The following is a 20,770-nucleotide window of genomic DNA, read 5'->3' as shown; positions in this document are numbered from 1 at the left end:
AACAATATTGTTCAATGGTGTTTTATCTCGCCGGGTCTTGGAAAGGATCCGGCGTTTTTGTGCCGTTAACATGTTTTACCAAGATCTTTCTGACGTAAGCTGAAGGTAAGGAATTTTAAAGGTAAATATTCTGGGTTAAAGACTTGGGTTAATACAGAATTAAATATTTTTGACAATGATCTCTTCTAGCGAGAGTTGTGAACCCAATTTCTGGGGTGTCGTTACGGAAGGCTCATACTATGTTTTTGCGACGTCTGTTTAGCGTCGGCGCGTTCTTGATACTTTCTTCGTCCGCCTATGCGGCGGATTTGCCCGCGCCACAAATCAATTATGTTGCACCTGTGCCTGCTGCAGGTGGCTGGTATCTGCGTGGCGACGTTGGGTACAAGCTGTATGATGATCCAAGTGGGGACTACAACAGTTCCACAACTGGTGATCTGCGGTTTACGCATGAAGACATGGACGATGCCTGGATGGCGGGTGTCGGTGTCGGGTACAAGTTCAATGACAGGTTCCGCACCGACTTGACGCTGGATTATGAAACGCCGGCGAAGGTCAGCGGGCGGTCTCCGTGTCGCGCAAGTTGTGGTACTAACTCGTATTCAACCGAGCGTGCTAAAATCGATGTCTGGACGTTGATGCTCAATGGTTATTATGACATCGGCACCTGGCACAATCTGACGCCTTATGTGGGTGCTGGTATCGGTGTGGCTTATGTCAATACCAAGGACCAGATCTCCAACAACACAGGCACGGACATTCCTTATGGCGGGTCCAACGGTGAGTGGAATCTGGCCATGGGCTCTGATGGCCGGTGCATCCTATGCGCTGACGCCGAACTGGAGCATCGACGCCAGCTACCAGTACAAGAGCATGGGTACGGCCAAGACCGTCAAGATCTTTGACGCAGGGAACTCACGCATCGAATACAAGGGGCTTGCTGCCCAGGAAGTTCGGATCGGTATGCGATACCAGTTCGACAGCTACGTTGCACCGTCAGGCTTCAACGATCAGCCGATCAGCAGCAATTTCTGATCTGACTATATATTCCTTTTTGCCTGCGGCCGGGTGTCTCTGACATCCGGCTTCTTTTTTGTTTGTATCGGTCACAAGGTTGTCGGGTCTTTGTATTTGACCTGTTTCTTCAAGAGTCCTATCCAAAGCGAGCGGACGCATATTTTCGCGCCGCCAGTTTAAGGGCAAGAATAGAATGACTGTCGAGATCGTGAAGCCGGTCACCAGTGCCGGATAACCCCAATTTTTCTTCGGGTCCTTGCGCCAAGCGTCCAGGCTGGTCACTTGCGGCGCTGCAAGATGCTGCACTTGGTCGCTCGCATCGCTCTGATCTCGGCAAGGAAAAACTGGCAGAAGCTATTTCGCTGACTCGAGAGGTTCTCCAGGTGCCAGCGGAGTATCGGATCGGTATTGTGCCTGCTTCTGATACGGGGGCTGTCGAGATGGCCTTGTGGTCTCTGCTTGGCCCCCGCCCTGTCGACATGATGGCTTGGGAAAGCTTCGGGGCTGGGTGGGTGAACGATGTCATCAACCAGTTGCGCTTGCCAGTCATGCGCAAGCTTGAGGCCCCTTACGGCCACCTGCCGGATCTGAGTGCGGTGAATTTCGATCACGATGTCGTCTTCACCTGGAACGGCACGACGGCAGGGGTTCGTGTGCCGAATGCCGACTGGATCCCGTCTGATCGGGTTGGCTTGACAATCTGTGATGCAACATCGGCGGCCTTTGCGCAGGATCTGGAGTTTTCCAAGCTCGATGTGGTGACGTTTTCTTGGCAAAAAGCCATGGGTGGGGAGGCGGCTCACGGCATGCTCATCCTGTCGCCGCGCGCTGTTGAGCGTCTCGAAAGCCATACACCGTCCTGGCCGATGCCAAAGATTTTCCGCATGACAAAAGGCGGTAAGCTGATCGAGGGAATTTTTCACGGCGAAACCATCAACACGCCCTCGATGCTGTGTGTGGAAGATTATCTGGACACGCTCAGGTGGGGCAAGTCGCTGGGCGGTTTGACGGCGTTGAGGGAACGTGCGGATGCAAGTCTGGCGGCCATTGAAGGTTGGGTTGCGCAGACACCCTGGGTCGATTTTCTGGCAGAGACGAAAGAGACACGTTCCAATACGTCGGTTTGCCTCAAAGTGGTTGATCCAGCGATCCTGGCACTGGACGCTGATGATCGTGCCGCTTTTGTCAAGCGCATGGTGAAGCTGCTGGAAAGCGAAGGGGTGGCGCTTGATATCGGGTCACACCGTGATGCGCCCAGTGGCTTGCGGATCTGGACCGGGGCTACGGTTGAGACGAACGATGTGGTTGCTCTTGTCGGATGGCTCGACTGGGCCTTTGCAACCTTGTCGGCTGATCTTCAGACGCCTGCTTGAGGCAAGTTAAGTGTTGACGTCGCTCGATGCTTGTCTCGGTGGAGGTGCTAATAAATTGAATTTAAAGAATAAAATTTCTAAAGCGTCAAAGACTTCGAGCGCGATTTAAAAATCCCGAATAGGGGTCGCAAGTTTGTGTTCGAAAGTCTATAGTCCGCCGCGTTTGCCTCGGGCGCTGACGCTCCGGGGATATCTGTGTTCTGCCGCCTGAGAGCGGTATTGAAGAATAACCGCTTTAGGAGAGCTTTCAAGCAATGGCCAATGTGGTTGTCGTTGGGTCGCAGTGGGGTGACGAGGGTAAGGGCAAGATCGTCGACTGGCTGTCTGAGCAGGCTGACGTCGTCGCACGCTTTCAGGGTGGGCACAATGCCGGCCATACGCTGGTGATCGACGGTGTCAGCTACAAGCTGTCGCTGCTTCCCTCCGGTGTGGCGCGCAAGGGCAAACTGTCTGTACTCGGCAATGGCGTGGTTCTCGATCCACATGCCTTCGTCAATGAGGCATCGCGCCTGCGTGAGCAGGGCGTAGAGATCTCCCCGGCCAACCTGCGTATTGCCGATAATGTCGTGCTGATTTTGTCGCTGCATCGTGAACTGGATGCGCTGCGCGAGAATTCCAATACCGGCACACGCATTGGCACGACGAAGCGCGGTATCGGTCCGGCGTATGAAGACAAGGTTGGTCGCCGCTCCATTCGGCTGATGGATCTGAAAAACCTCAAGACGCTTCCGGCAAAGATTGACCGTCTGTTGGCGCACCACAATGCGCTGCGTCGTGGGCTTGATCAGGAGCCGATCTCACCGGAAGTCATTTTCGAAGAGCTGGCCAGTGTTGCAGACGAGATCCTGCCGTATATGGATACGGTCTGGCGTTTGCTGGATCAGGCCAAGAAAGACGGCAAGCGCATTCTGTTCGAGGGCGCACAGGGCGCGCTTCTGGATATTGACCATGGCACCTACCCTTTCGTGACCAGCTCCAACACGGTGGCCGGTCAGGCTGCTGCGGGATGTGGGTTGGGTCCGAATGCTCTGGATTATGTTCTTGGGATCACCAAGGCGTACACGACGCGTGTGGGCGAGGGCCCTTTCCCGACCGAACAGAAAAATGAAGTTGGTGAGTTCCTGGGCACCAAGGGGCACGAATTCGGTACGGTCACCGGTCGTCAGCGTCGCTGTGGCTGGTTTGATGCGGTTCTCGTACGTCAGACGGTCAAAACCTCTGGCATCAGCGGCATTGCTCTGACCAAGCTTGACGTTCTTGATGGTCTGGACGAAATCAAGATCTGCGTTGCCTATGAGCTGGATGGAGAACGCATTGATTATCTGCCAGCCTCTCAGGGCGCGCAGGATCGTGTGATTCCGATTTATGAAACTCTGCCGGGCTGGAAGGAAACCACGGAAGGCGCGCGCAGCTGGGCCCAGTTGCCGGCACAGGCCGTGAAATACGTTCGCCTTGTGGAAGAGCTGATCGAGGCGCCAGTGGCGATGTTGTCGACCAGTCCAGAGCGGGAAGACACGATTCTGGTTCAGAATCCCTTTCACGATCAATAAGAACTATCCCCAGCCTTCTGGCTGGGCGTGTCGGCAGGGTTCTTCGTGATCCTGCCGACCATCTTCTTGAAAAAACGATATTTTCTTCTTGAAACTTGCGTATTTTCGCATGTTTGCCCTCTTCGGGCCAACTTCTCGCTGTTTTGAGACACCTTGAGACGATTGCGAGGGCTTCGCGCTCAGAAAAACATGGTATATGCCTTATTAAGGGGCGTGCGCAAAAGCATACATACGGCCAACGGGCAGGAATATGGCTGACTATTATTCAATTTTGAAGCGAACGATTGAATCCTTGCCGGAGAACAACGGTGGATCGCGGCGGAGCGTCTACAGTCGTGCCCGCAATGCAATCGTCAATCAGCTGAAAGCCTACGAACCGCCGCTTTCTCCTTCTGAAATCACCGCTGAACAGCTCAGGCTGGAGGAGGCAATTCGCAAGGTTGAGGCGGAAGCTGCCCGTGCAAGCCTCTCGATGCGGCGTCCGTCCGCTCCTGCGCGTGGAAGCGGTGCCAGCGCATCTTCGGCCAGCCAGCCTGCGTTGAGCGCACCGCCCGTGGCTCCGCAGCTCAGCGCCCCAAGACGGGCCCCGGATGCTCCGGTTGCCCCAGCGGCTCCCGCTCCCGGTTCATATGCCCGTTCCCCTGCCGAGGATTACGGAAATGCCGCGGCCCGATATGGTGCCAGAGAGCGTGCCGAGCCGACGCGGCCTGCGCCCGAAGACCGTCCAGCCTATGGGCGCGCTTCTGAAGCATATCAGTATGATGATGATCTTCATGAGCCGGATGTGTCAGACTACGATGAACGTGGCTACCATGCCGCAGAATTGCCTGGTGTGCATGAAGAGCCTGAGCAGGAAACATTTTCGCGCGAAGCGGAGATCGAGCACGAAACCCACGTTGAACCAGCGCAGTCGAAAAATTCCACGGCCCTGTCGTCCAGCATGTCGGCTGCCGGGAAGCCTGATTACCGCCGCGAACCGGTTTTCGGTGGTAGCGATGATGAGGTTTCGATACCACGCAGCACCAGCCGCACCGGCAAGGAAGCGCATGCTGCTATCGAACCATCTTTTGGTGCGGAGCAGCCGCAGCGCCCCTATGAGGCGTCTGATGCATCGTCTTTCGATGGTGTCAGTCGCGCTCAGGGCGAAGGGGCGACACGGCGCAACTCTGATGTTAAGTCCGCGCCTGCACGTTCACGTAAAGGCGAACGACAGAAGTCCAAGACAGGTCCGTTGTTCCTCGTTGTGGTGTTGCTGCTGATCCTTGGCGGGATCGGTGTGATTGTCTACAGTCAGAGTGATCTGGTGTCCGAGATCATGGCGCCAGCGCAGGAAGAAACGGCTGAGCAGACACCTGCCGCGTCTCCAAACACGGCGATGCCGACCGATTTGAGTGACACAACGGCTGGGGATGATAAGTCCGGCAAGATCGAAGACCGGCTTCTGAATGATAGCGGTGAGCCTGCTGCAGCGCCTGATGCACGTACCGTGACAACCACGACCATTCGTCCAGGTACGACCGGCGATACAACCTCGTCTTCGGAAGTGCGCAATGACACCAGCGCAGCGGATGCTCAGGACGGTGGGTCTGCGACTGATGACGACGACGGCTCTGCTGCTGCCAGTGCAGAATCGATCACCAGCGGTTTGGCGACCTTGAAGGCTGCCAATGGATCGGTCGAAGACAGTGAGCCTGTGGCCGGCCAGCAGCGCGCTATTCTGTATGAAGAAGGCGAAGGCAAGGACGGATCCGGCACCGCTGCCCGCGGCAATGTCGCCTGGATGCCTGGAGCAGACCAAGAACAAGAATGAACCGATCCTGATCGCCAAGGCGAGCATTCCGGAGCGGAATGTCACCGTCAACATTCAGATCAAGAAGAATGATGACGGTTCCTTGCCGGCCAGCCATCTTGTTGAAATCCGCTTCGAGCTGCCCAAGGATTTTGGGCCGGGTGATGTGGTGAATGTTCCGGGTCTGGTGATGAAGCCGACGGAAGAGGCGCGCGGCGATGCTCTGATTGGCGCCTCCGTGAAGGTTTCGCCAAAATATTTCTGGATTGCCTTGTCGAACATCGATTCCGAGCAACAGCGCAATCTTTCGCTTCTGAGGGACCGCGGCTGGATCGATATTCCCATGCTTTATGGCAATGGAAAGCGCGGTATCCTGACGCTTGAAAAGGGCAAGACCGGTTCTGAGGCCTTTGACAAGGCATTAGCTGTCCTGGCGGAAATAGGTTTCTGGCATCGTCTTGTCCGCACACTGGCCAGGAGACTGGCCGAGTGATCTGGAACTTTGATGCCCCGTCTTGCTTTTTCCGGCAAGGCGGGGCATCTTGCATCTTGGTCCGAGGGGTGTTCCTGCAAGCAGGAACTGAGATGGCGAGATGCCGAACCCTTAGAACCTGATCCGGGTCATGCCGGCGAAGGGACGGAAAACCTTTAGCCTTTCCCGGATCTCCAGTGTCACTTTCGGCTTGTCCGAAGACGGGAGATCCTTATGTGGATTTTGTCGCGCGCCCTGCGTGCTTGTGTATCTGTCGACATTTTCTGCTCCGCATCGTGTGCTGGAGCAGAGTTGATATGATGCATGTTTTCTCACGTATCCTTCGTGCTGGTTTGTGGTGTGCCGGTTTTGCAGCTTTCTGGGCGGTTTTCGTCCGTGTGCTGGATATCCCGAAATACATGATCGCCTGGACCCTGGCCGTTGCCGAGGTCCTCATCCACCGCTGGCCTTTCCTGCTCTACCACGCCTGACTGACGACCTATGAAACGCTGGTCGGCTTTGTCTTCGGTGTGGCGGCAGGCAGTCTGTTGGCGCTTATCTTGTGGTTTTCACCTTTGGTGCGACGGGCTGTTCTGCCTATCGTGCTGGTGTCACAAGCTCTGCCGGTCTTTGCCATTGCACCCATCCTGGTGTTGTGGTTGGGGTTTGGCCTTGCGTCTAAAGCTGTCATGGCGGTCCTGATCATCTTTTTTGCCATCACGTCGTCCTTCTACGACGGTCTGCGTCGTGTCGATGAAGGACTGGTTGATCTTGCGCGTCTCTACCGTGTCTCACGGGTCAAAGAGCTTGCTTATTTCCGTATTCCAGCGGCGCTGCCTGCGCTGGCATCTGGAGTACGGATTGCTGCGGTTTTTGCTCCGATCGGCGCAGTTGTGGGCGAGTGGGTTGGTGCCAAGGGGGGCTTGCCTTTATCATGTTGCAAAGCAATGCCCGCATGCAGTCGGACATGATGTTCGCTGCCTTGTTCCTGCTGGCCGTGATGGTTCTCATCTTACGTTTCTGTGTTGATGTGCTCACGCGCCGTCTTGTGCCCTGGCAGCAGGAAAGCTGACGGGCAGACGGACCAGACCCTTTGGAGGTTCTCTTGAAAACTCTCATCACCGGCCTGATGTTCTTGTTGTTGGTCGCCACCGTTCCAGCCCGTGCGGCGTCTTCTGATGCGTCCGAAGCATCCGGCACGGTAAAGCTCACAGTTCTGCTGGATTGGTTCGTCAATCCGGACCACGCACCGATTGTCATTGCCAAAACCCACGGCTTCTTCAAGCAAGAGGGGCTTGCTGTTGACCTCGTCGAGCCTGCGGATGCGTCCATGCCACCGAAACTCGTGGCGGCGGGCAAGGGTGATATTGCGGTCAGCTATCAGCAGACATTGAACTCGCAGGTTGAAGAAGGCCTGCCGGTCATGCGGATCGGCACCCTGATCTCCACGCCGTTGAACTGCGTGATCGTCAAAAAAGATGGTCCAATCAAGACCTTGAAGGACCTCAAGGGCAAGCGCATTGGTTATTCGGTCTCCGGTATGGAAGATGCGATGCTGCACAAGATGCTGCAAGGGGCAGGGTTGACGATGAAGGATGTTGACCTGATCAACGTCAATTTTTCACTGACGCCGTCGTTGCTCTCCGACAAGGTGGACGCCTTCATTGGTGGTTATCGTAATTTCGAGCTCAACCAGATGGCTGCCGAAGGAACGCCGGGTCGGGCTTTCTTCCCCGAGGAACACGGGGTGCCGCCTTATGACGAGCTGATCTTTATTGCCAACAAGGACAAGATCAAGGATCCGCGGTTTCCCAAGTTCCTGGCGGCGATTGAAAAGGCGACGCTTTATCTGACAAATCACCCGGAAGCTGCGTGGAAAGAGTTCATCAAGGCGTACCCAAGTCTGAACGACAAGCTGAATCGCAAGGCCTTGGTTCGATACGCTGCCACGTTTCGCCAAGCGTCCGGCTGCCTTGGATGCAGGTCGTTACAAGCGGTTCGCAGAGTTCCTGCACGGCGAGGGGCTTATCAAGACGGTGCAGCCTGTCAGTGATTACGCTGTCGAACTGCGCTGATTCTCTCGCGGTTTTCCATGCCTGTAGCATCTCATCGTGAGGTGTCAGGTGCGGAGAATTCAGGCGGATAGTCTGGTAGACAAACAAAAACCGGGCGCTAAGCCCGGTTCTTCTGTTGTGTGCGGGAGACTGCTCACGCTTGCAGAGCGTGCACCCGGAACAGGCCTGCCCTTAATGGGAGGCGTGTTCCAGTGCGTTTGTCTGCTGCTGTTCCAGCGCAGTGGCGCTGTTTTTGACCGCTTTTTGTACCTTTTCAAAGGCGCGAACTTCGATCTGGCGCACGCGCTCCCGACTGACACCAAATTCTCCGGAGAGATCTTCCAGTGTCATCGGGTCTTCTGCCAAGCGGCGCGCTTCAAAGATGCGGCGTTCCCGGTCGTTCAGAACGTCCATGGCGTCGGACAGCATCTTGCGGCGAACATCCAGTTCTTCCTGCTTTGCCAGCAGAGATTCCTGATTTTCGCTCTCATCCACCAGCCAATCCTGCCACTCACCGGATTCGGTTTCTGCCCGGATCGGAGAGTTAAGGCTGGCATCGCCGCCCAGACGGCGGTTCATGGAGATCACTTCCTCAGCACTGACGCCAAGTTTTGTAGCGATTTCCTGAACCTGTTCCGGCTTCAGATCACCTTCTTCCAGCGCCTGAATGCGACCTTTGAGGCGACGCAGGTTGAAGAACAGACGCTTCTGATTGGCGGTTGTGCCCATTTTGACCAGAGACCAGGAGCGCAGGATATATTCCTGAATAGCCGCTTTGATCCACCACATGGCATAGGTTGCTGCAGGCGGAACCCTTTGTCTGGCTCGAAGCGCTTGACGGCCTGCATCAGGCCCACATTGCCTTCAGATACCACTTCACCAATCGGCAGGCCGTAGCCGCGATAGCCCATGGCGATCTTTGCAACGAGGCGCAGGTGAGAATTGACGAGGCGCTCGGCAGCGCCTGGGTCTTCGTGTTCCTTGTACCGCTTGGCGAGCATGTACTCTTCCTGCGGTTGCAGCATCGGGAACTTACGAATTTCGTCGAGGTAGCGGCTCAGGCCACCTTCCCCGGCTGTTAACATCGGTATGTTCTGGGCCATAAAATGCGCCCCCTTTCTCCCGAGATAGCATTCCCTTTGGGTGGACGACGAGACCGGAAATAGATGTCTCGTCGCCTTCTGCTAAGGCAAACGCATAAAAGACGCGGCCGTTCATTGGCCCGCCTTAAAAATATAAGTTTGCTTTTGTGGTTTTTGGAGGGCTTGAATTGGAAAAGGTTTCTAAATTTTATGTAAGGTTTCCAAAAGCTGTCTAAAATCCTCAGGAAATGGGCTTGTAAAATTCATCGTCTCTCCGGAGACCGGATGCTCAAAGGCCAGAAGACCGGCATGGAGTGCCTTGACGGGTGAAGGCATTGATGCCGTCACGGACGTTTTCTTCCAGCCGATTGACCTTGGTCTTGAAGCCTGCACCATAATCCGGATCTCCGATCAGCGGATGACCGATATGGCTCATGTGAACACGGATCTGATGGGTGCGCCCTGTTTCCAATCGGCATTCCACCAAACTGGCAATGGCAGGCTGATCCTTGGGGCCAAATCGTTCTTTCACCTGCCAATGGGTGATGGCATTGCGCCCACTTGTCTTGACCACCGCGATTTTCTGCCGATTGGCGTTTGATCGCGCCAGATTGGTGTTGATAGTGCCTTTGTGGCTGAACGGCGCGCCCCAGACGAGTGCTGAATAGGCGCGCTGCAACGGACCGGAACGGCCGTGGTCGGCGAATTGGGCAGCAAGTCCCTGATGGGCGCGGTCTGTCTTGGCCACAACCAGCAGGCCGCTGGTATCCTTGTCCAGTCGATGTACGATGCCGGGGCGTCGTACGCCACCAATACCGGAGAGCGTGTCGCCACAGTGATGGATCAGCGCGTTGACCAGCGTACCTGTCCAGTTGCCGGCACCCGGGTGCACAACGAGACCTGCCGGCTTGTCGACGACGATGAGGTCATCGTCCTCAAAGACAATGCTGAGGGGAATGGCCTCTCCCTGCGGTTCTGGATCTTCCGGTTCGGGAAGCGTCAGAAACAGCGTTTCATCCTCATTGACCCGGTATTTGGGCTCCTCTACTTTGCGCCCGTCCACGGTCACATCGCCTGAGCGGATCAGAGCCTGGACGCGATTTCTGCTAAGTGTATCCAGCTTGGATGCCAATACGGCATCCAGTCTCTTGCCGGCATCGTCCGGTTCAACCTTGCATGTGAAGGTCCCGTCCATATCGGCCAGATCTTCGGGAGTGACGTCTTTCATGAAACAACCTGAGCGTAACGACAAGAGACAGGAAGAGCAGGAGCTGGATCCGGCTGTTGCCCGCATCCAGGGAAAATTGAGAAGGCTTCTGGCCGGCTCATCCCTTGTCATGGTTCTTGGATTTATCGCTGTATTCGCAGCTATCTTTTACAAGATCAACCATTCCGAACACAGCGCGGCAAAAATCTCGGTGCCAGACACGATCAATATCGGCAAGAACACCGAGGTTGTCGATATGGCGCTGGAAGGCGGTCAGCTCGTGCTGCTCGTGCGACAGGATGGAATTTTCAAGCTGATGCACTTCGACGCGATCACAGGAAAGTCGGTTGGGACGACGAGCCTGATTTCCGGGGTTCCTGGAGGTTATAAACAGGACAATTGAATTTTCTCGATTTCATGACTTGCACCGGGGAGCTATGACCTCTATTAGCTCCCTCATCGGGTTGAGACAAGGTTCTCGACTTACCGCGCGCCCATCGTCTAGCGGTCTAGGACGCCGCCCTTTCACGGCGGAAACACGGGTTCGATTCCCGTTGGGCGTACCACCTTCCTTCGCAAGGTGGTCGCATGTTTCCTTTTCATATCATCATGAAAAAACTTGTACGTTGCGCGCGAACGATGCTTTGCCTTGCGTTTCGCGTCGATCATGAACCTCATTTGAAAAAATACTTGCGCAGGACCGCTGCCGTCAGTCTCCTCGAAATGGACTGGTCTCGATCATCTCAATCTCGTTGAGGCGAACGTACTCGCGGATCGCTGGCAAGGTACACTGGTCAGTGACGAAGGTTTGGGCCATTGAGATGTGGCCGACCCGAACTGGCGCATTGCGGTCAAATTTGGTGCTGTCTGCGACCAGAATGACGTGGCGGGCGTTTTCTATGATGGCCTGTGTCACACGCACTTCACGATAGTCATAATCCAGCAGTGTGCCATCTTCGTCGATGGCAGAGACACCGATAATGGCAAAGTCGGTCTTGAACTGATTGATGAAGTCCACGGTCGCTTCGCCGACAATGCCGCCATCTGAGTGGCGCAGAACACCGCCGGCCAGGATGACTTCAATCTGGCTGTATCCGCGCATGAGGGTCGCCACATTGATGTTGTTGGTGACAACCATCAGGCCGCGATGTTGCAGCAGTGCTTGTGCCGCTGCCTCTGTTGTCGTGCCGATGTTGACGAACATTGACGCATTGTCGGGAATGATTGCAGCCACCTGTTTGGCGATATCATTCTTTTCAACGCTGGAAATGATCCGGCGCGCTTCATACCCCAGGTTTTCCGTTCCCGATGACAACAGTGCGCCGCCGTGGGTGCGCGCCAGAAGCTTACGATCACAGAGCTCATTGAGGTCTTTGCGGATCGTCTGCGGACTGACGTCGAAGCGGCGTGACAGATCATCAACACTGACACGTCCGTTTTGACGGGCCAGCTCCAGGATCATGTTGTGTCTAGCGATGAGCATCTTGTCGAATTTCTAATAGGTCAATCAAAGGAATAAAGCATTGCATGGTCAAAGGCGACCATCTCCACGCCACCCTGTGTAGCACGAAGCGCCAGTGAAAGATCCGGGTCATGTCGGACCTGTTCGCAGGTTTATGCCGTGAAAGCATGCAAAAGACGTCCTGCGCGCGCTGTAAATGTCGACCTGCCGCACGGGCGGGCGTCTGAGAAGGCCGGGTGTCGGAGACGTTCGGCATGTCACGCAACGTCGCGTCGACCCGCCGTTTTTTTGGGTGAGGCAGTCTCATCCGCTGACGTGTCTGACTGGGCGTTGCTGCCTGTCTGTGTCCCTGTATCACCATTTTCACTGGCTGACGGGATGTCCGCCGTGGCGCTGCTGGATTTTGCCTTTGCATCTTTCTGCGCAGGCAGGGGATTGGCGTCCGCAGCCGGTGTCGCAGGCGCGCGTTTGGCGCTCGACTTGACGATCTTGCTGATCAGACTGCCGACATGAGCGCTCGTGGCAGGGGTCTGTGATGGCGTTGCGGTTGCGTCTGGTGTCTTTGCAGACGATCCGTCTGCGGCGCTCTTTGTGTCAGAAGAGGATGTGGTTTTTTTCGCACCTGCTGGGTGCAACAGGTTGCGGGCAAATCGGGCGGCCGTTTCCGAAAAGGGAGAATGCTCTTCGGTCAGTTGGCGCGTGAGGCGCAGCAAATCCTGATGCACATTGCCAAGTTCGGGGAGGGCGCGCAGATCCCGACGCAGTTGGCGGACCTGGGTTTCCGCCCGTTTTACGGCCCGGCCGCGTTCGAGCAATTGCGCCTCAAGGCGCGCATTGGCATCATTGGCTTGCTGCAAGGTTGTCTCTAGGTCGCTGCTTTCGGACGTGTCACCCTCTTCGCGTGTTTGGAGACGTGCAGTTAATTGTCGGATCTCGGTTCGTGCTCGAATTTGCTGCGCATCGCTTTCGATGAGGCGTGCCTCAAGATCGGCAATGATCTGCTCCAGGTGCGTTATAGCTTCGGGGTCGGCTCCCTCTGTTGGGAGACCAGCTTCCGACTGGGACTGAACCGTCAGGCGGGCTCTGAGCGCTGCCACTTCTGCTTCCAGTGCGGTGGTCCGCGTCAGGTCTAGAAGCACGGCATTCTGATTGGTTTCTGTTGGAGCAGAGCTGTCGAGGACAGCATTGAGGCGGCGGATTTCTTCACGTGCTGCGCTTAGTTCCTCTTCGGCCTCGCTCAGATTGAAGGGCAGGCTTGCCGCTGATTGCTGAGAAAGGTCTATCCCCGGCGCGCCTGCGCCATCTGCGGTGGACGTGCCCGATATTCGGGTCAGCTCTTTTTCCAGATGGGAAATCTTGCGGTCGCTCGTGCGACGAAGGTCCGCGAGCTCGCGTGCCAGACGCCCGCTCTCAATTCGGTGCTCAACGCTGGTCTTGCGTTCCTTTTCGAGCAGTCGGTCGAGGCGTAATTCCTCCAGCGCATGGCGTGCGCGGGTCGCGTCAATCGCGGCCTGAACTTCGCGGTAGCTGGAGGGATTGACCGCCTGCATCGCTTCGCGGGTGAGGCGCACGGCGCGCCCGTAAAAAACCGGGAGGAGAGCCAATCCGATCAGGCTGGCAAGGCAAAAGCCAAGAATTATATACATTGCCGGCGCGATCACGGCTTGCTCCATGGTTATCAGACAGGAATCAGCTTCCCATCAATAGGGCAGAGGGTCAATTCCCCCGCCGGAAACGGCGCCGGCAAACTGGCTTTTAGAACGGGTTCGAGTCGGTCTGCGAGTGAACTTGAGATAGCCCATGTTGATCCCCAGACGTGCGCCAACGCCGGCGCGGACTGGAACAACCAGCGTGTCGTGGTTCGACAGAACCGTCATGCCAACACCGCCGATGACGTAGGCTGAGCCATTGACGCCAGCGTAGCGCTGATACATGTCGCGGATATTGGGCAGTTTGTAGACCAGCATCATGACGCGCGATCCGTTGCCACCGAAGTCCCATCCGATAGAGGGTCCTTGCCAGAACACCTTATGGTTGCCGGCGTTGCGGGTATAAAGATAGCCTTCGCCGTAGACTGCGCCTGCGACAATTGCCCCGGAGCCTTCCTGGCCGAGAATATAGCCGTTGGGTTCACCGTAGCGATCAAATGCCTTTTCGATCACGGTCGCCAGACTTCCGGAAATTGCTCCGAAAAACTTGTGTCCTGCCGCGACGATTTCATCCTGGCCGTAGGTGTCGCCTCGCCCTTGGTTCGTCGTCTGAGCCGAGGCCATTGTCGGCATCAGGCTGGCGGCGATCAAAAGACAGGCGGAAACAGCCAAATCTCTGATCCTGAAACGGCTTAGAGAATTCATTTTCTGTGTTTCTCCCATCAGAAAAGCCTTGCGGCACACTCCCCGGAGAACATACCCCTATGGTGTAGAAATCGTTAACCATAGTGAGGGATTCTCTCTGGAAGCGATAATTTGAAATGAATGCCATGTTCCGATGGACTGAAAATAGGACACATTTAAGGCGCATGGTGCGGGTTGCTGGCGCAAGTGCCGCTCTTGTCTGCGTGACACTTGCTACGCCCGTGATGGCACGACCATCCCCCTTCGTCCCGGATCCAATCTCTGGCTATGCCATTCAAGGATTTGACCCGGTCGCCTATTTTATTGATGGTTACCCGGAAAGCGGGCTGGAAAAATTCACGCTGTCCCTGAGGGGCACGTCGTGGAAGTTCCTCAATCAGGGCAACATGGCGGCTTTCAAGCGAGATCCGACGATCTATGCTCCAGTATTTGCCGCCTGTGGGGCGTATTCTCTGGCCCAGGGCTTTGCCGCGTCCGGCAATCCATCAATCTTTGCTATGGTTGACAAGAAGCTCGTGTTTTTTCACAGCGTCGTGAATCGGTTCCTCTTTTTGGCCAATGAAGCCGAATTGATGAAACGGGCAGGGGATAACGCCAAGGAATTGAAGTGTGAACCGCACAAGTAGTGTGTCACTTTGGCTTGGCACGGGCTGTTTGCCTGTGTATCCCTGATGATGTTTAATCGAATCGTAAATCTGGCCTCGTTTCCGAAAGACCTTTGAAACGCCATGTCCGAACTCAAAGACATCACCTCCCTCGATCTGGCGGCACTGGTTGCCAGCCGTGTCTGTCACGACATCATCTCTCCGGTCGGGGCCATTACCAATGGCCTGGAAGTGCTGGATGAGGAGGGATCCGAAGACATGCGCGAGTTCGCCATGGATCTGATCCGCAAGAGTGCCCGACAGGCGTCCGCCAAGTTGCAATTTGCCCTGCCTGGCCTTTGGCGCGGCGGGATCCGCCGGCGCCAATATTGATATGGGTGACGCGCAGGTTGTGGCGACCGGCTTCATGGAAAACGAGAAATCCAATCTCGATTGGCGTCTTGAACGCCATTTGATGCCTAAAAACTTCGTGAAGATGCTGCTTAACCTGATCCTGATTGCCAACCAGTGCGTGCCGCGTGGGGGCGAAATTGTTGTCGAGATGACAGGGGTGCCAGAGAAGCCGTCGTTTGTTCTGACCGCCAGTGGCGTCAATCCGCGTATACCTCTTGGAATGAAGGAAACCCTGTCTGGCGAAGAGCCGGAGCGGGTGGATGCGCATTCCGTTCAGCCGATCTACACATTGCTTCTGGCGCGCGAAAGTGACATGAAGATCGATATTGTTAAGGAAGTAGACACCGTAAAAATAACAGCGGTTCCTGTCGCCTAAACTTCTGATCTAAAAGGATAGACCTGTTTCAGGCTATCTTAACTGTTTCGCTTCACCTTCAAGACATGGACATTTTCCTCCTGTTGCCCGGTCCTGGGCGCAGGGTATGTAACCAAGTCGGGTGAGAGCAGGCCATGGACGACCTTCTCAGGGAATTCATTACTGAGACAAACGAAAGTCTGGATGTAGTTGACGTTGAGCTCGTTAAATTCGAGCAAGACCCCAACGATGCGAAGATTCTCGATAACATTTTTCGCCTTGTTCATACGATCAAGGGGACCTGTGGCTTTCTGGGGCTGCCCCGTCTGGAAGGAATTGCCCACGCAGCGGAAACGCTGATGGGCAAGTTCCGCGAAGGCGCGGCAGTGACACAGGATGCTGTTTCTCTCATTCTCAATTCGATTGACCGGATCAAGGACATCATCGGGGAGCTTGAAGCCGCAGAAGGCGATGAGCCAGCCGGAGATGACAGCGATCTGATTTCCGAGCTTGAGCGCATGTCGACCAGCGCCGATGCCGCAAAAGCTGGCGCGGTGAAGGAACCTGAGCCTGAGCCGGTTGTCGAAGAACGCGCCCTGCGGCCAGGTGAAGTGTCGCTTGATGAACTTGAACGCGCCTTCCGAGAGACGGAAGTCGAGGTCGAAGCGGCTGTTGAAGAACCCGTGATTCCTGAGGTCGCTCCGGCAGCCAAGGTTGAGCCCAAGGCAGAAGAAAAGAAGCCAGCTCCGGCCAAAGCTGAAGCCGCTGAAAAGAAATCTGGTGGTTCATCCGTTTCCAATCAGTCCATTCGTGTCGCCGTTGACACTCTGGAACATCTGATGACGATGGTGTCCGAGCTGGTGCTGACACGTAATCAGCTTCTGGAAATCGTGCGTCGTCATGAAGACAGCGAATTCAAGGTTCCGCTGCAACGCCTTTCCAATGTGACTGCGGAATTGCAGGAAGGCGTTATGGCCACCCGCATGCAGCCGATTGGCAACGCCTGGCAGAAGCTGCCGCGCATTGTGCGTGATCTGAGCCAGGAACTGGAAAAGCCAATCGAACTGGAGATGGTCGGGGCTGAAACCGAACTGGATCGTGCAGGTTCTTGAAATGATCAAGGACCCGCTGACCCACATGGTTCGCAACTCGGCTGACCACGGTCTTGAAATGCCAGCAGAACGTCGCGCCGCCGGAAAGCCGGACAAGGGCACGATTACGCTTGCTGCATATCATGAAGGCGGTCATATCATCATCGAAGTACGGGATGATGGTAAGGGACTGGACGTCGATCGGATCAAGGCCAAGGTTTTGGAGCGTGGTCTGGCGACCGAAGCCGAAATCGACAAGATGACGGATGCCCAGATCCACAAGTTCATCTTCTCTGCCGGATTCTCGACGGCAGCCGCAGGTCACCAGCGTTTCCGGACGCGGCGTGGGCATGGACGTTGTGCGTAACAACATTGAAGTCATCGGTGGTACGGTTGATTTGCGCTCGGTTCCCGCAAAGGGTACGAGCTTCATTATCAAGATCCCGCTGACGCTGGCGATTGTCTCGACGTTGATTGTCGAGGCTGGTGGCGATCGTTTTGCGATCCCGCAGCTTTCGGTTGTTGAGCTGGTTCGTGTTCAGAACAATTCCGAACATCGTATCGAGCGCATTAAGGACACGCCGGTCCTGCGCTTGCGCAACAAGTTGCTGCCGCTGGTTCATTTGTCCTACTTGCTCGGTCTGACCGAGGAAAGTGATGCGGATGAATCCCTCGACAAGGACAATGGTTTCATTGTGGTCATGCAGGTCGGTAGCCAGACATTCGGTGTCGTGGTCGATGGTGTCTTCCATACGGAAGAAATCGTGGTCAAGCCGATGTCGACGATGCTGCGCAATCTGACAATGTTCTCCGGCAACACCATTCTGGGCGATGGCTCGGTGATCATGATTGTTGACCCGAATGGCATCGCCGGTGCTATGGCCAGCCATGCAACCAGCGCTATTGCGGAGCAGAACGAGGAAATCGAAGAAGATCTCCACGCTCGGACAATATCCAGCCAGTCGACAGTGTCGCTGCTGTTGTTCAGCGCCGGATCGCCTGAACCGAAAGCTGTTCCCTTGTCACTGGTGACACGCCTCGAAGAGTTTGAGGTGTCCAAGATCGAGCGTTCCAACGGACGCGATCTGGTTCAGTACCGTGGCGCTCTCATGCCGCTTGTCTACATCGATGGATGCGGACAGCATAAGCTTGAAGGCACACAGCCGATGCTGGTGTTCTCCGACAGTGGCCGGTCCATGGGGCTGGTGGTCGACGAGATCGTCGATATTGTCGAGGATCGCATGAATATTGAGGTCGGTTCTGAGCGCCCGGGCGTTCTGGGGTCCGCGATCGTCAAGGAACACGCGACGGAAATCATCGACCTTGGCTTCTATCTGCCGCAGGCCTTTGAAGATTGGTTCATGCGAAAGGAAATGGATATTTCCTCGCTGACGAAGAAGGTTCTCTTCGTTGATGACTCATCTTTCTTCCGTAACATGCTGACCCCTGTTCTCAAGGCTGCCGGTTACGATGTGACAACGTGTTCTTCCGTGAAGCAGGCTTTGGAACTGCTGGAGAATGGCGCGTCGTTCAATGCCATTGTCAGCGACATCGAAATGCCCGAGATCAACGGTTTCGAGTTCTGTGAAACGCTTCGTCGCGATCCACGGTTCAGGGAAATCCCGATCCTGGCGCTGTCGTCGCTGGTCACTCCGGCGTCTATTGAGCGTGGCCGTCAGGCTGGCTTTGACGATTACGTTGCCAAGTTCGACCGGCCTGGTCTGATCGCGGCATTGAAAGATGTCTTCTCGGGTGAAATGGGAGTTGCCGCATGACGACTGTCGATACAAGCGTCACCGCTGGTCATCATATGATTCAGTACGTCACTGTGATCATTGGTGGGCAGTTGTTCGGACTGCCGATTTCCCAGGTTCACGATGTCTTTGTGCCTGAGAGTGTCACGCGCGTGCCGCTCTCCGCTCCGGAAGTCGCGGGTGTGTTGAATCTGCGTGGCCGCATCGTGACAGCTATCAACATGCGTCGTCGTCTGCACCTCCCGCAAAGGGATGAAGGGCAGATGATGGCCGTGGGCATTGAATATAAACATGAGAGCTATGGGCTTGTGATTGACACTGTCGGAGAGGTTTTGAACCTGCCGGCAGATTCCATCGAACCGAACCCATCCAATCTAGATCGGCGCTGGGCCGAGATTTCGGGAGGGGTCCATCGCCTTGACGGGCGTTTGATGGTCATTCTTGATGTCGCCCGCCTGCTGGGCTCTATGTTCACCGAACCGGTCGCAGCGGCATAATCAAAGCCCGGGTCTTCAACGGAGTATTGGGAAATGAAAACTTGCCTTGTTGTGGATGACTCGAGCGTCATTCGAAAGGTCGCGCGTCGAATTCTTGAAGATATGAGCTTTGAGATCACGGAAGCAGAAGACGGGCAGCTTGCGCTCGACGAATGTCGCAAGCATATGCCAGATGCGATCCTGCTCGACTGGAATATGCCAGTGATGGACGGATTGGAATTCCTGACGAGCCTGCGTGCCGAAGAGGGCGGCGAAAAGCCGATCGTCGTTTTCTGCACGACGGAAAACGATGTTGCCCATATTGCGCGCGCGATTCGCGCTGGCGCAAATGAGTACATCATGAAGCCATTTGACCGGGAAATCGTGGAAGCGAAATTTCAGGAAGTCGGGCTTATCTAACTCTGCGACTGGAACGCGTTCATGGCATTTGCGCAAAGAACTCTCACGGCGGGGACAACCCCCGGGACAAATGCAATCCGGGTCATGGTTGTTGATGACGCTGTTGTCATCCGCGGCTTGTTGAGCCGCTGGCTTGATGCCGATAGCGATATCACTGTCGTGGGGTCGCACCGGAACGGCAAGCTGGCGGTCGAAGACATCGAGAAAAGCAACCCGGATGTGGTTGTGCTTGATATCGAGATGCCGGAAATGGATGGCATGACGGCGTTGCCGCTCATGTTGGCGAAGAAACGTGACCTGTAGTGGTCATCATGGCGTCGACGCTGACGCGGCGAAATGCTGAAATTTCGCTGCGGGCGATGTCATTGGGGGCTGCCGACTACGTACCGAAACCTGAAAGCACGTCGGAAGTGACCACATCGGTCGACTTCCGTCGCGAGTTGATCGACAAGGTTAAGGCATTGGGCGCGCGTGCCGTGCGTATGCGCGGGGCCTCCCGGGTTATGCGTGCATCCACAACGGCTGGTCGTCAGGCTTCGCAGGCGGCTCCGATTGCGCGCCCGAGAACGGCTGCGCAAGTGGCTGCGACACCGCGGGCTGTTCCTCCTGGACGGGGCGCAACCTTTCAGACGCGGCCTTATACGGGCGCGCGTCCGCGTATTCTTGCTATTGGGTCCTCCACGGGTGGCCCTCAGGCCTTGCAGCAGATGATGAAGGAAGTTGGCAGTTCCATGGGGGATGTGCCGGTGGTTATCACGCAGCACATGCCGCCGACGTTCACGGCTATTCTGGCTGAACACATCAGCAAGGTTTCTCTGCGCCCTGCCAAGGAAGGTGAGAACGGAGAATTGCTGCGTCCCGGCGAAATCTATGTTGCGCCAGGCGGAAAGCACATGATTTTGGAAAAGGAAGGCACCGTGGTGAAGATCCGTCTGACGGACGAACCGCCGGTTAATTTCTGCAAGCCAGCCGTTGATCCATTGTTCAACAGTGTGGCGAAGATTTATGGATCCGCCACACTTGGTGTGATCCTGACGGGTATGGGGCATGATGGAGCTGAAGGTGTTCGGGCGATTGCCCAGGCCGGCGGTAACATTCTGACCCAGGATGAAGCCACGAGTGTGGTCTGGGGAATGCCGGGGGCTGCGGCGCATACGAACATGTGTAATGAAGTTTTGCCATTGCCTGAAATCGGACCCAAAGTTTCGCGTATTCTGAAAGGGACTGCCAGATGACACCGGCCGATTTTGAATTTCTGAAGACTTTTTGAAAGAGCGCTCTGGGCTGGTGCTTTCAAACGACAAGCAATATCTGGT

The 20,770-nt window shown here is 55.7% G+C and carries 14 protein-coding genes, 1 tRNA gene, 8 pseudogenes and 1 riboswitch (1 of these 24 cut by a window edge); of the genes and pseudogenes, 18 read left to right on the top strand and 5 right to left on the bottom strand.

Annotation, left to right across the window (positions count from 1 at the left end):
- Nucleotides 1-275 precede the first annotated feature (275 nt).
- From AC0L7U_RS08355 to AC0L7U_RS08315, 9 genes and pseudogenes are all read left to right on the top strand, one after another.
- Entirely contained in the window at nt 276-905 is a 630-nt protein-coding gene (locus AC0L7U_RS08355) for an outer membrane protein (RefSeq protein WP_473695250.1), read from the top strand.
- Entirely contained in the window at nt 808-1,035 is a 228-nt protein-coding gene (locus AC0L7U_RS08350; protein ID WP_473695248.1) for an outer membrane protein, read from the top strand. Before AC0L7U_RS08355 ends, AC0L7U_RS08350 begins: the two co-directional genes overlap by 98 nt.
- A 206-nt stretch (nt 1,036-1,241) precedes the next feature.
- Complete coding sequence (locus AC0L7U_RS08345; protein WP_473695246.1) at nt 1,242-2,390, top strand: phosphoserine transaminase; 1,149 nt, start codon at nt 1,242-1,244, stop codon at nt 2,388-2,390.
- 254 nt (nt 2,391-2,644) lie between these two features.
- Nucleotides 2,645-3,940: an adenylosuccinate synthase gene (locus AC0L7U_RS08340; protein ID WP_473695244.1), complete on the top strand. Its 1,296-nt coding sequence runs from the start codon at nt 2,645-2,647 to the stop codon at nt 3,938-3,940.
- A gap of 250 nt (nt 3,941-4,190) precedes the next feature.
- Nucleotides 4,191-5,750: a hypothetical protein gene (locus tag AC0L7U_RS08335; protein ID WP_473695242.1), complete on the top strand. Its 1,560-nt coding sequence runs from the start codon at nt 4,191-4,193 to the stop codon at nt 5,748-5,750.
- A complete protein-coding gene (locus AC0L7U_RS08330) occupies nt 5,710-6,222 on the top strand; it encodes a hypothetical protein (protein ID WP_473695240.1) in 513 nt (170 codons plus the stop codon). Before AC0L7U_RS08335 ends, AC0L7U_RS08330 begins: the two co-directional genes overlap by 41 nt.
- A gap of 54 nt (nt 6,223-6,276) precedes the next feature.
- A riboswitch (TPP riboswitch) is annotated at nt 6,277-6,384 on the top strand.
- A 134-nt stretch (nt 6,385-6,518) separates the two neighbouring features.
- Complete coding sequence (locus AC0L7U_RS08325; protein WP_473695238.1) at nt 6,519-6,692, top strand: hypothetical protein; 174 nt, start codon at nt 6,519-6,521, stop codon at nt 6,690-6,692.
- A 57-nt stretch (nt 6,693-6,749) separates the two neighbouring features.
- Entirely contained in the window at nt 6,750-7,172 is a 423-nt protein-coding gene (locus AC0L7U_RS08320; RefSeq protein ID WP_473695236.1) for an ABC transporter permease, read from the top strand.
- A 158-nt stretch (nt 7,173-7,330) separates the two neighbouring features.
- Nucleotides 7,331-8,276, top strand: a pseudogene (locus AC0L7U_RS08315) (ABC transporter substrate-binding protein).
- A gap of 171 nt (nt 8,277-8,447) precedes the next feature.
- On the opposite strand, the pseudogene rpoH reads toward AC0L7U_RS08315, so the two are convergent.
- Both rpoH and AC0L7U_RS08305 read right to left on the bottom strand, forming a co-directional pair.
- Nucleotides 8,448-9,358, bottom strand: a pseudogene (gene rpoH, locus AC0L7U_RS08310) (RNA polymerase sigma factor RpoH).
- Nucleotides 9,359-9,538: 180 nt separating this feature from the next.
- A pseudogene (locus AC0L7U_RS08305) lies at nt 9,539-10,532 on the bottom strand (RluA family pseudouridine synthase).
- Between the two features lie 31 nt (nt 10,533-10,563).
- On the opposite strand from AC0L7U_RS08305, the gene AC0L7U_RS08300 reads away from it, so the two are divergent.
- Nucleotides 10,564-10,947 carry a hypothetical protein gene (locus AC0L7U_RS08300; RefSeq protein WP_473695234.1) on the top strand — a complete coding sequence of 128 codons (384 nt, stop codon included), beginning with the start codon at nt 10,564-10,566 and terminating at the stop codon, nt 10,945-10,947.
- A gap of 87 nt (nt 10,948-11,034) precedes the next feature.
- A tRNA-Glu gene (locus tag AC0L7U_RS08295) sits at nt 11,035-11,110 on the top strand.
- Nucleotides 11,111-11,253: 143 nt separating this feature from the next.
- On the opposite strand, the gene AC0L7U_RS08290 is transcribed toward AC0L7U_RS08295, so the two are convergent.
- The 3 genes and pseudogenes from AC0L7U_RS08290 to AC0L7U_RS08280 form a co-directional block, all read right to left on the bottom strand.
- Nucleotides 11,254-12,027 (bottom strand): DeoR/GlpR family DNA-binding transcription regulator, encoded by a 774-nt coding sequence (locus AC0L7U_RS08290; protein ID WP_473695232.1) that lies wholly within the window; start codon nt 12,025-12,027, stop codon nt 11,254-11,256.
- A 236-nt stretch (nt 12,028-12,263) separates the two neighbouring features.
- Nucleotides 12,264-13,667: a hypothetical protein gene (locus tag AC0L7U_RS08285; RefSeq protein WP_473695230.1), complete on the bottom strand. Its 1,404-nt coding sequence runs from the start codon at nt 13,665-13,667 to the stop codon at nt 12,264-12,266.
- 94 nt (nt 13,668-13,761) lie between these two features.
- A pseudogene (locus AC0L7U_RS08280) lies at nt 13,762-14,378 on the bottom strand (DUF1134 domain-containing protein).
- A gap of 146 nt (nt 14,379-14,524) precedes the next feature.
- Here AC0L7U_RS08280 and AC0L7U_RS08275 point away from each other — a divergent pair.
- The 7 genes and pseudogenes from AC0L7U_RS08275 to AC0L7U_RS08245 form a co-directional block, all read left to right on the top strand.
- Complete coding sequence (locus tag AC0L7U_RS08275) at nt 14,525-14,986, top strand: YHS domain-containing (seleno)protein (RefSeq protein ID WP_473695228.1); 462 nt, start codon at nt 14,525-14,527, stop codon at nt 14,984-14,986.
- Nucleotides 14,987-15,088: 102 nt separating this feature from the next.
- Nucleotides 15,089-15,734 (top strand): annotated as a pseudogene (gene chpT, locus AC0L7U_RS08270) (histidine phosphotransferase ChpT).
- Between the two features lie 134 nt (nt 15,735-15,868).
- A pseudogene (locus AC0L7U_RS08265) lies at nt 15,869-18,579 on the top strand (hybrid sensor histidine kinase/response regulator).
- Nucleotides 18,576-19,055, top strand: a complete 480-nt coding sequence (locus tag AC0L7U_RS08260) for a chemotaxis protein CheW (RefSeq protein ID WP_473695226.1) — start codon at nt 18,576-18,578, stop codon at nt 19,053-19,055. The pseudogene AC0L7U_RS08265 and the gene AC0L7U_RS08260 overlap by 4 nt, the downstream one beginning before the upstream one ends.
- Before the next feature lie 33 nt (nt 19,056-19,088).
- Nucleotides 19,089-19,454, top strand: a complete 366-nt coding sequence (locus AC0L7U_RS08255) for a response regulator (RefSeq protein ID WP_473695225.1) — start codon at nt 19,089-19,091, stop codon at nt 19,452-19,454.
- A 21-nt stretch (nt 19,455-19,475) separates the two neighbouring features.
- Nucleotides 19,476-20,689 (top strand): annotated as a pseudogene (locus AC0L7U_RS08250) (protein-glutamate methylesterase/protein-glutamine glutaminase).
- Nucleotides 20,686-20,770: pseudogene (locus AC0L7U_RS08245) on the top strand (CheR family methyltransferase) (it continues 782 nt past the right edge of the window). The pseudogenes AC0L7U_RS08250 and AC0L7U_RS08245 overlap by 4 nt, the downstream one beginning before the upstream one ends.

The organism is Roseibium sp. 10G30-5 (assembly GCF_055809635.1).
Note: the sequence above shows the minus strand (reverse complement) of the source record. Positions and strands in the feature narration are given on the sequence as shown.

Coding starts and splice junctions, on each gene's coding strand:
- AC0L7U_RS08350 (WP_473695248.1), top strand. CDS start 808: ATGGCCGGTGCATCCTATGCGCTGACGCCGAACTGGAGCATCGACGCC.
- AC0L7U_RS08340 (WP_473695244.1), top strand. CDS start 2,645: ATGGCCAATGTGGTTGTCGTTGGGTCGCAGTGGGGTGACGAGGGTAAG.
- AC0L7U_RS08335 (WP_473695242.1), top strand. CDS start 4,191: ATGGCTGACTATTATTCAATTTTGAAGCGAACGATTGAATCCTTGCCG.
- AC0L7U_RS08330 (WP_473695240.1), top strand. CDS start 5,710: ATGTCGCCTGGATGCCTGGAGCAGACCAAGAACAAGAATGAACCGATC.
- AC0L7U_RS08325 (WP_473695238.1), top strand. CDS start 6,519: ATGATGCATGTTTTCTCACGTATCCTTCGTGCTGGTTTGTGGTGTGCC.
- AC0L7U_RS08300 (WP_473695234.1), top strand. CDS start 10,564: ATGAAACAACCTGAGCGTAACGACAAGAGACAGGAAGAGCAGGAGCTG.
- AC0L7U_RS08290 (WP_473695232.1), bottom strand. CDS start 12,027: ATGCTCATCGCTAGACACAACATGATCCTGGAGCTGGCCCGTCAAAAC.
- AC0L7U_RS08275 (WP_473695228.1), top strand. CDS start 14,525: ATGGTGCGGGTTGCTGGCGCAAGTGCCGCTCTTGTCTGCGTGACACTT.
- AC0L7U_RS08260 (WP_473695226.1), top strand. CDS start 18,576: ATGACGACTGTCGATACAAGCGTCACCGCTGGTCATCATATGATTCAG.
- AC0L7U_RS08255 (WP_473695225.1), top strand. CDS start 19,089: ATGAAAACTTGCCTTGTTGTGGATGACTCGAGCGTCATTCGAAAGGTC.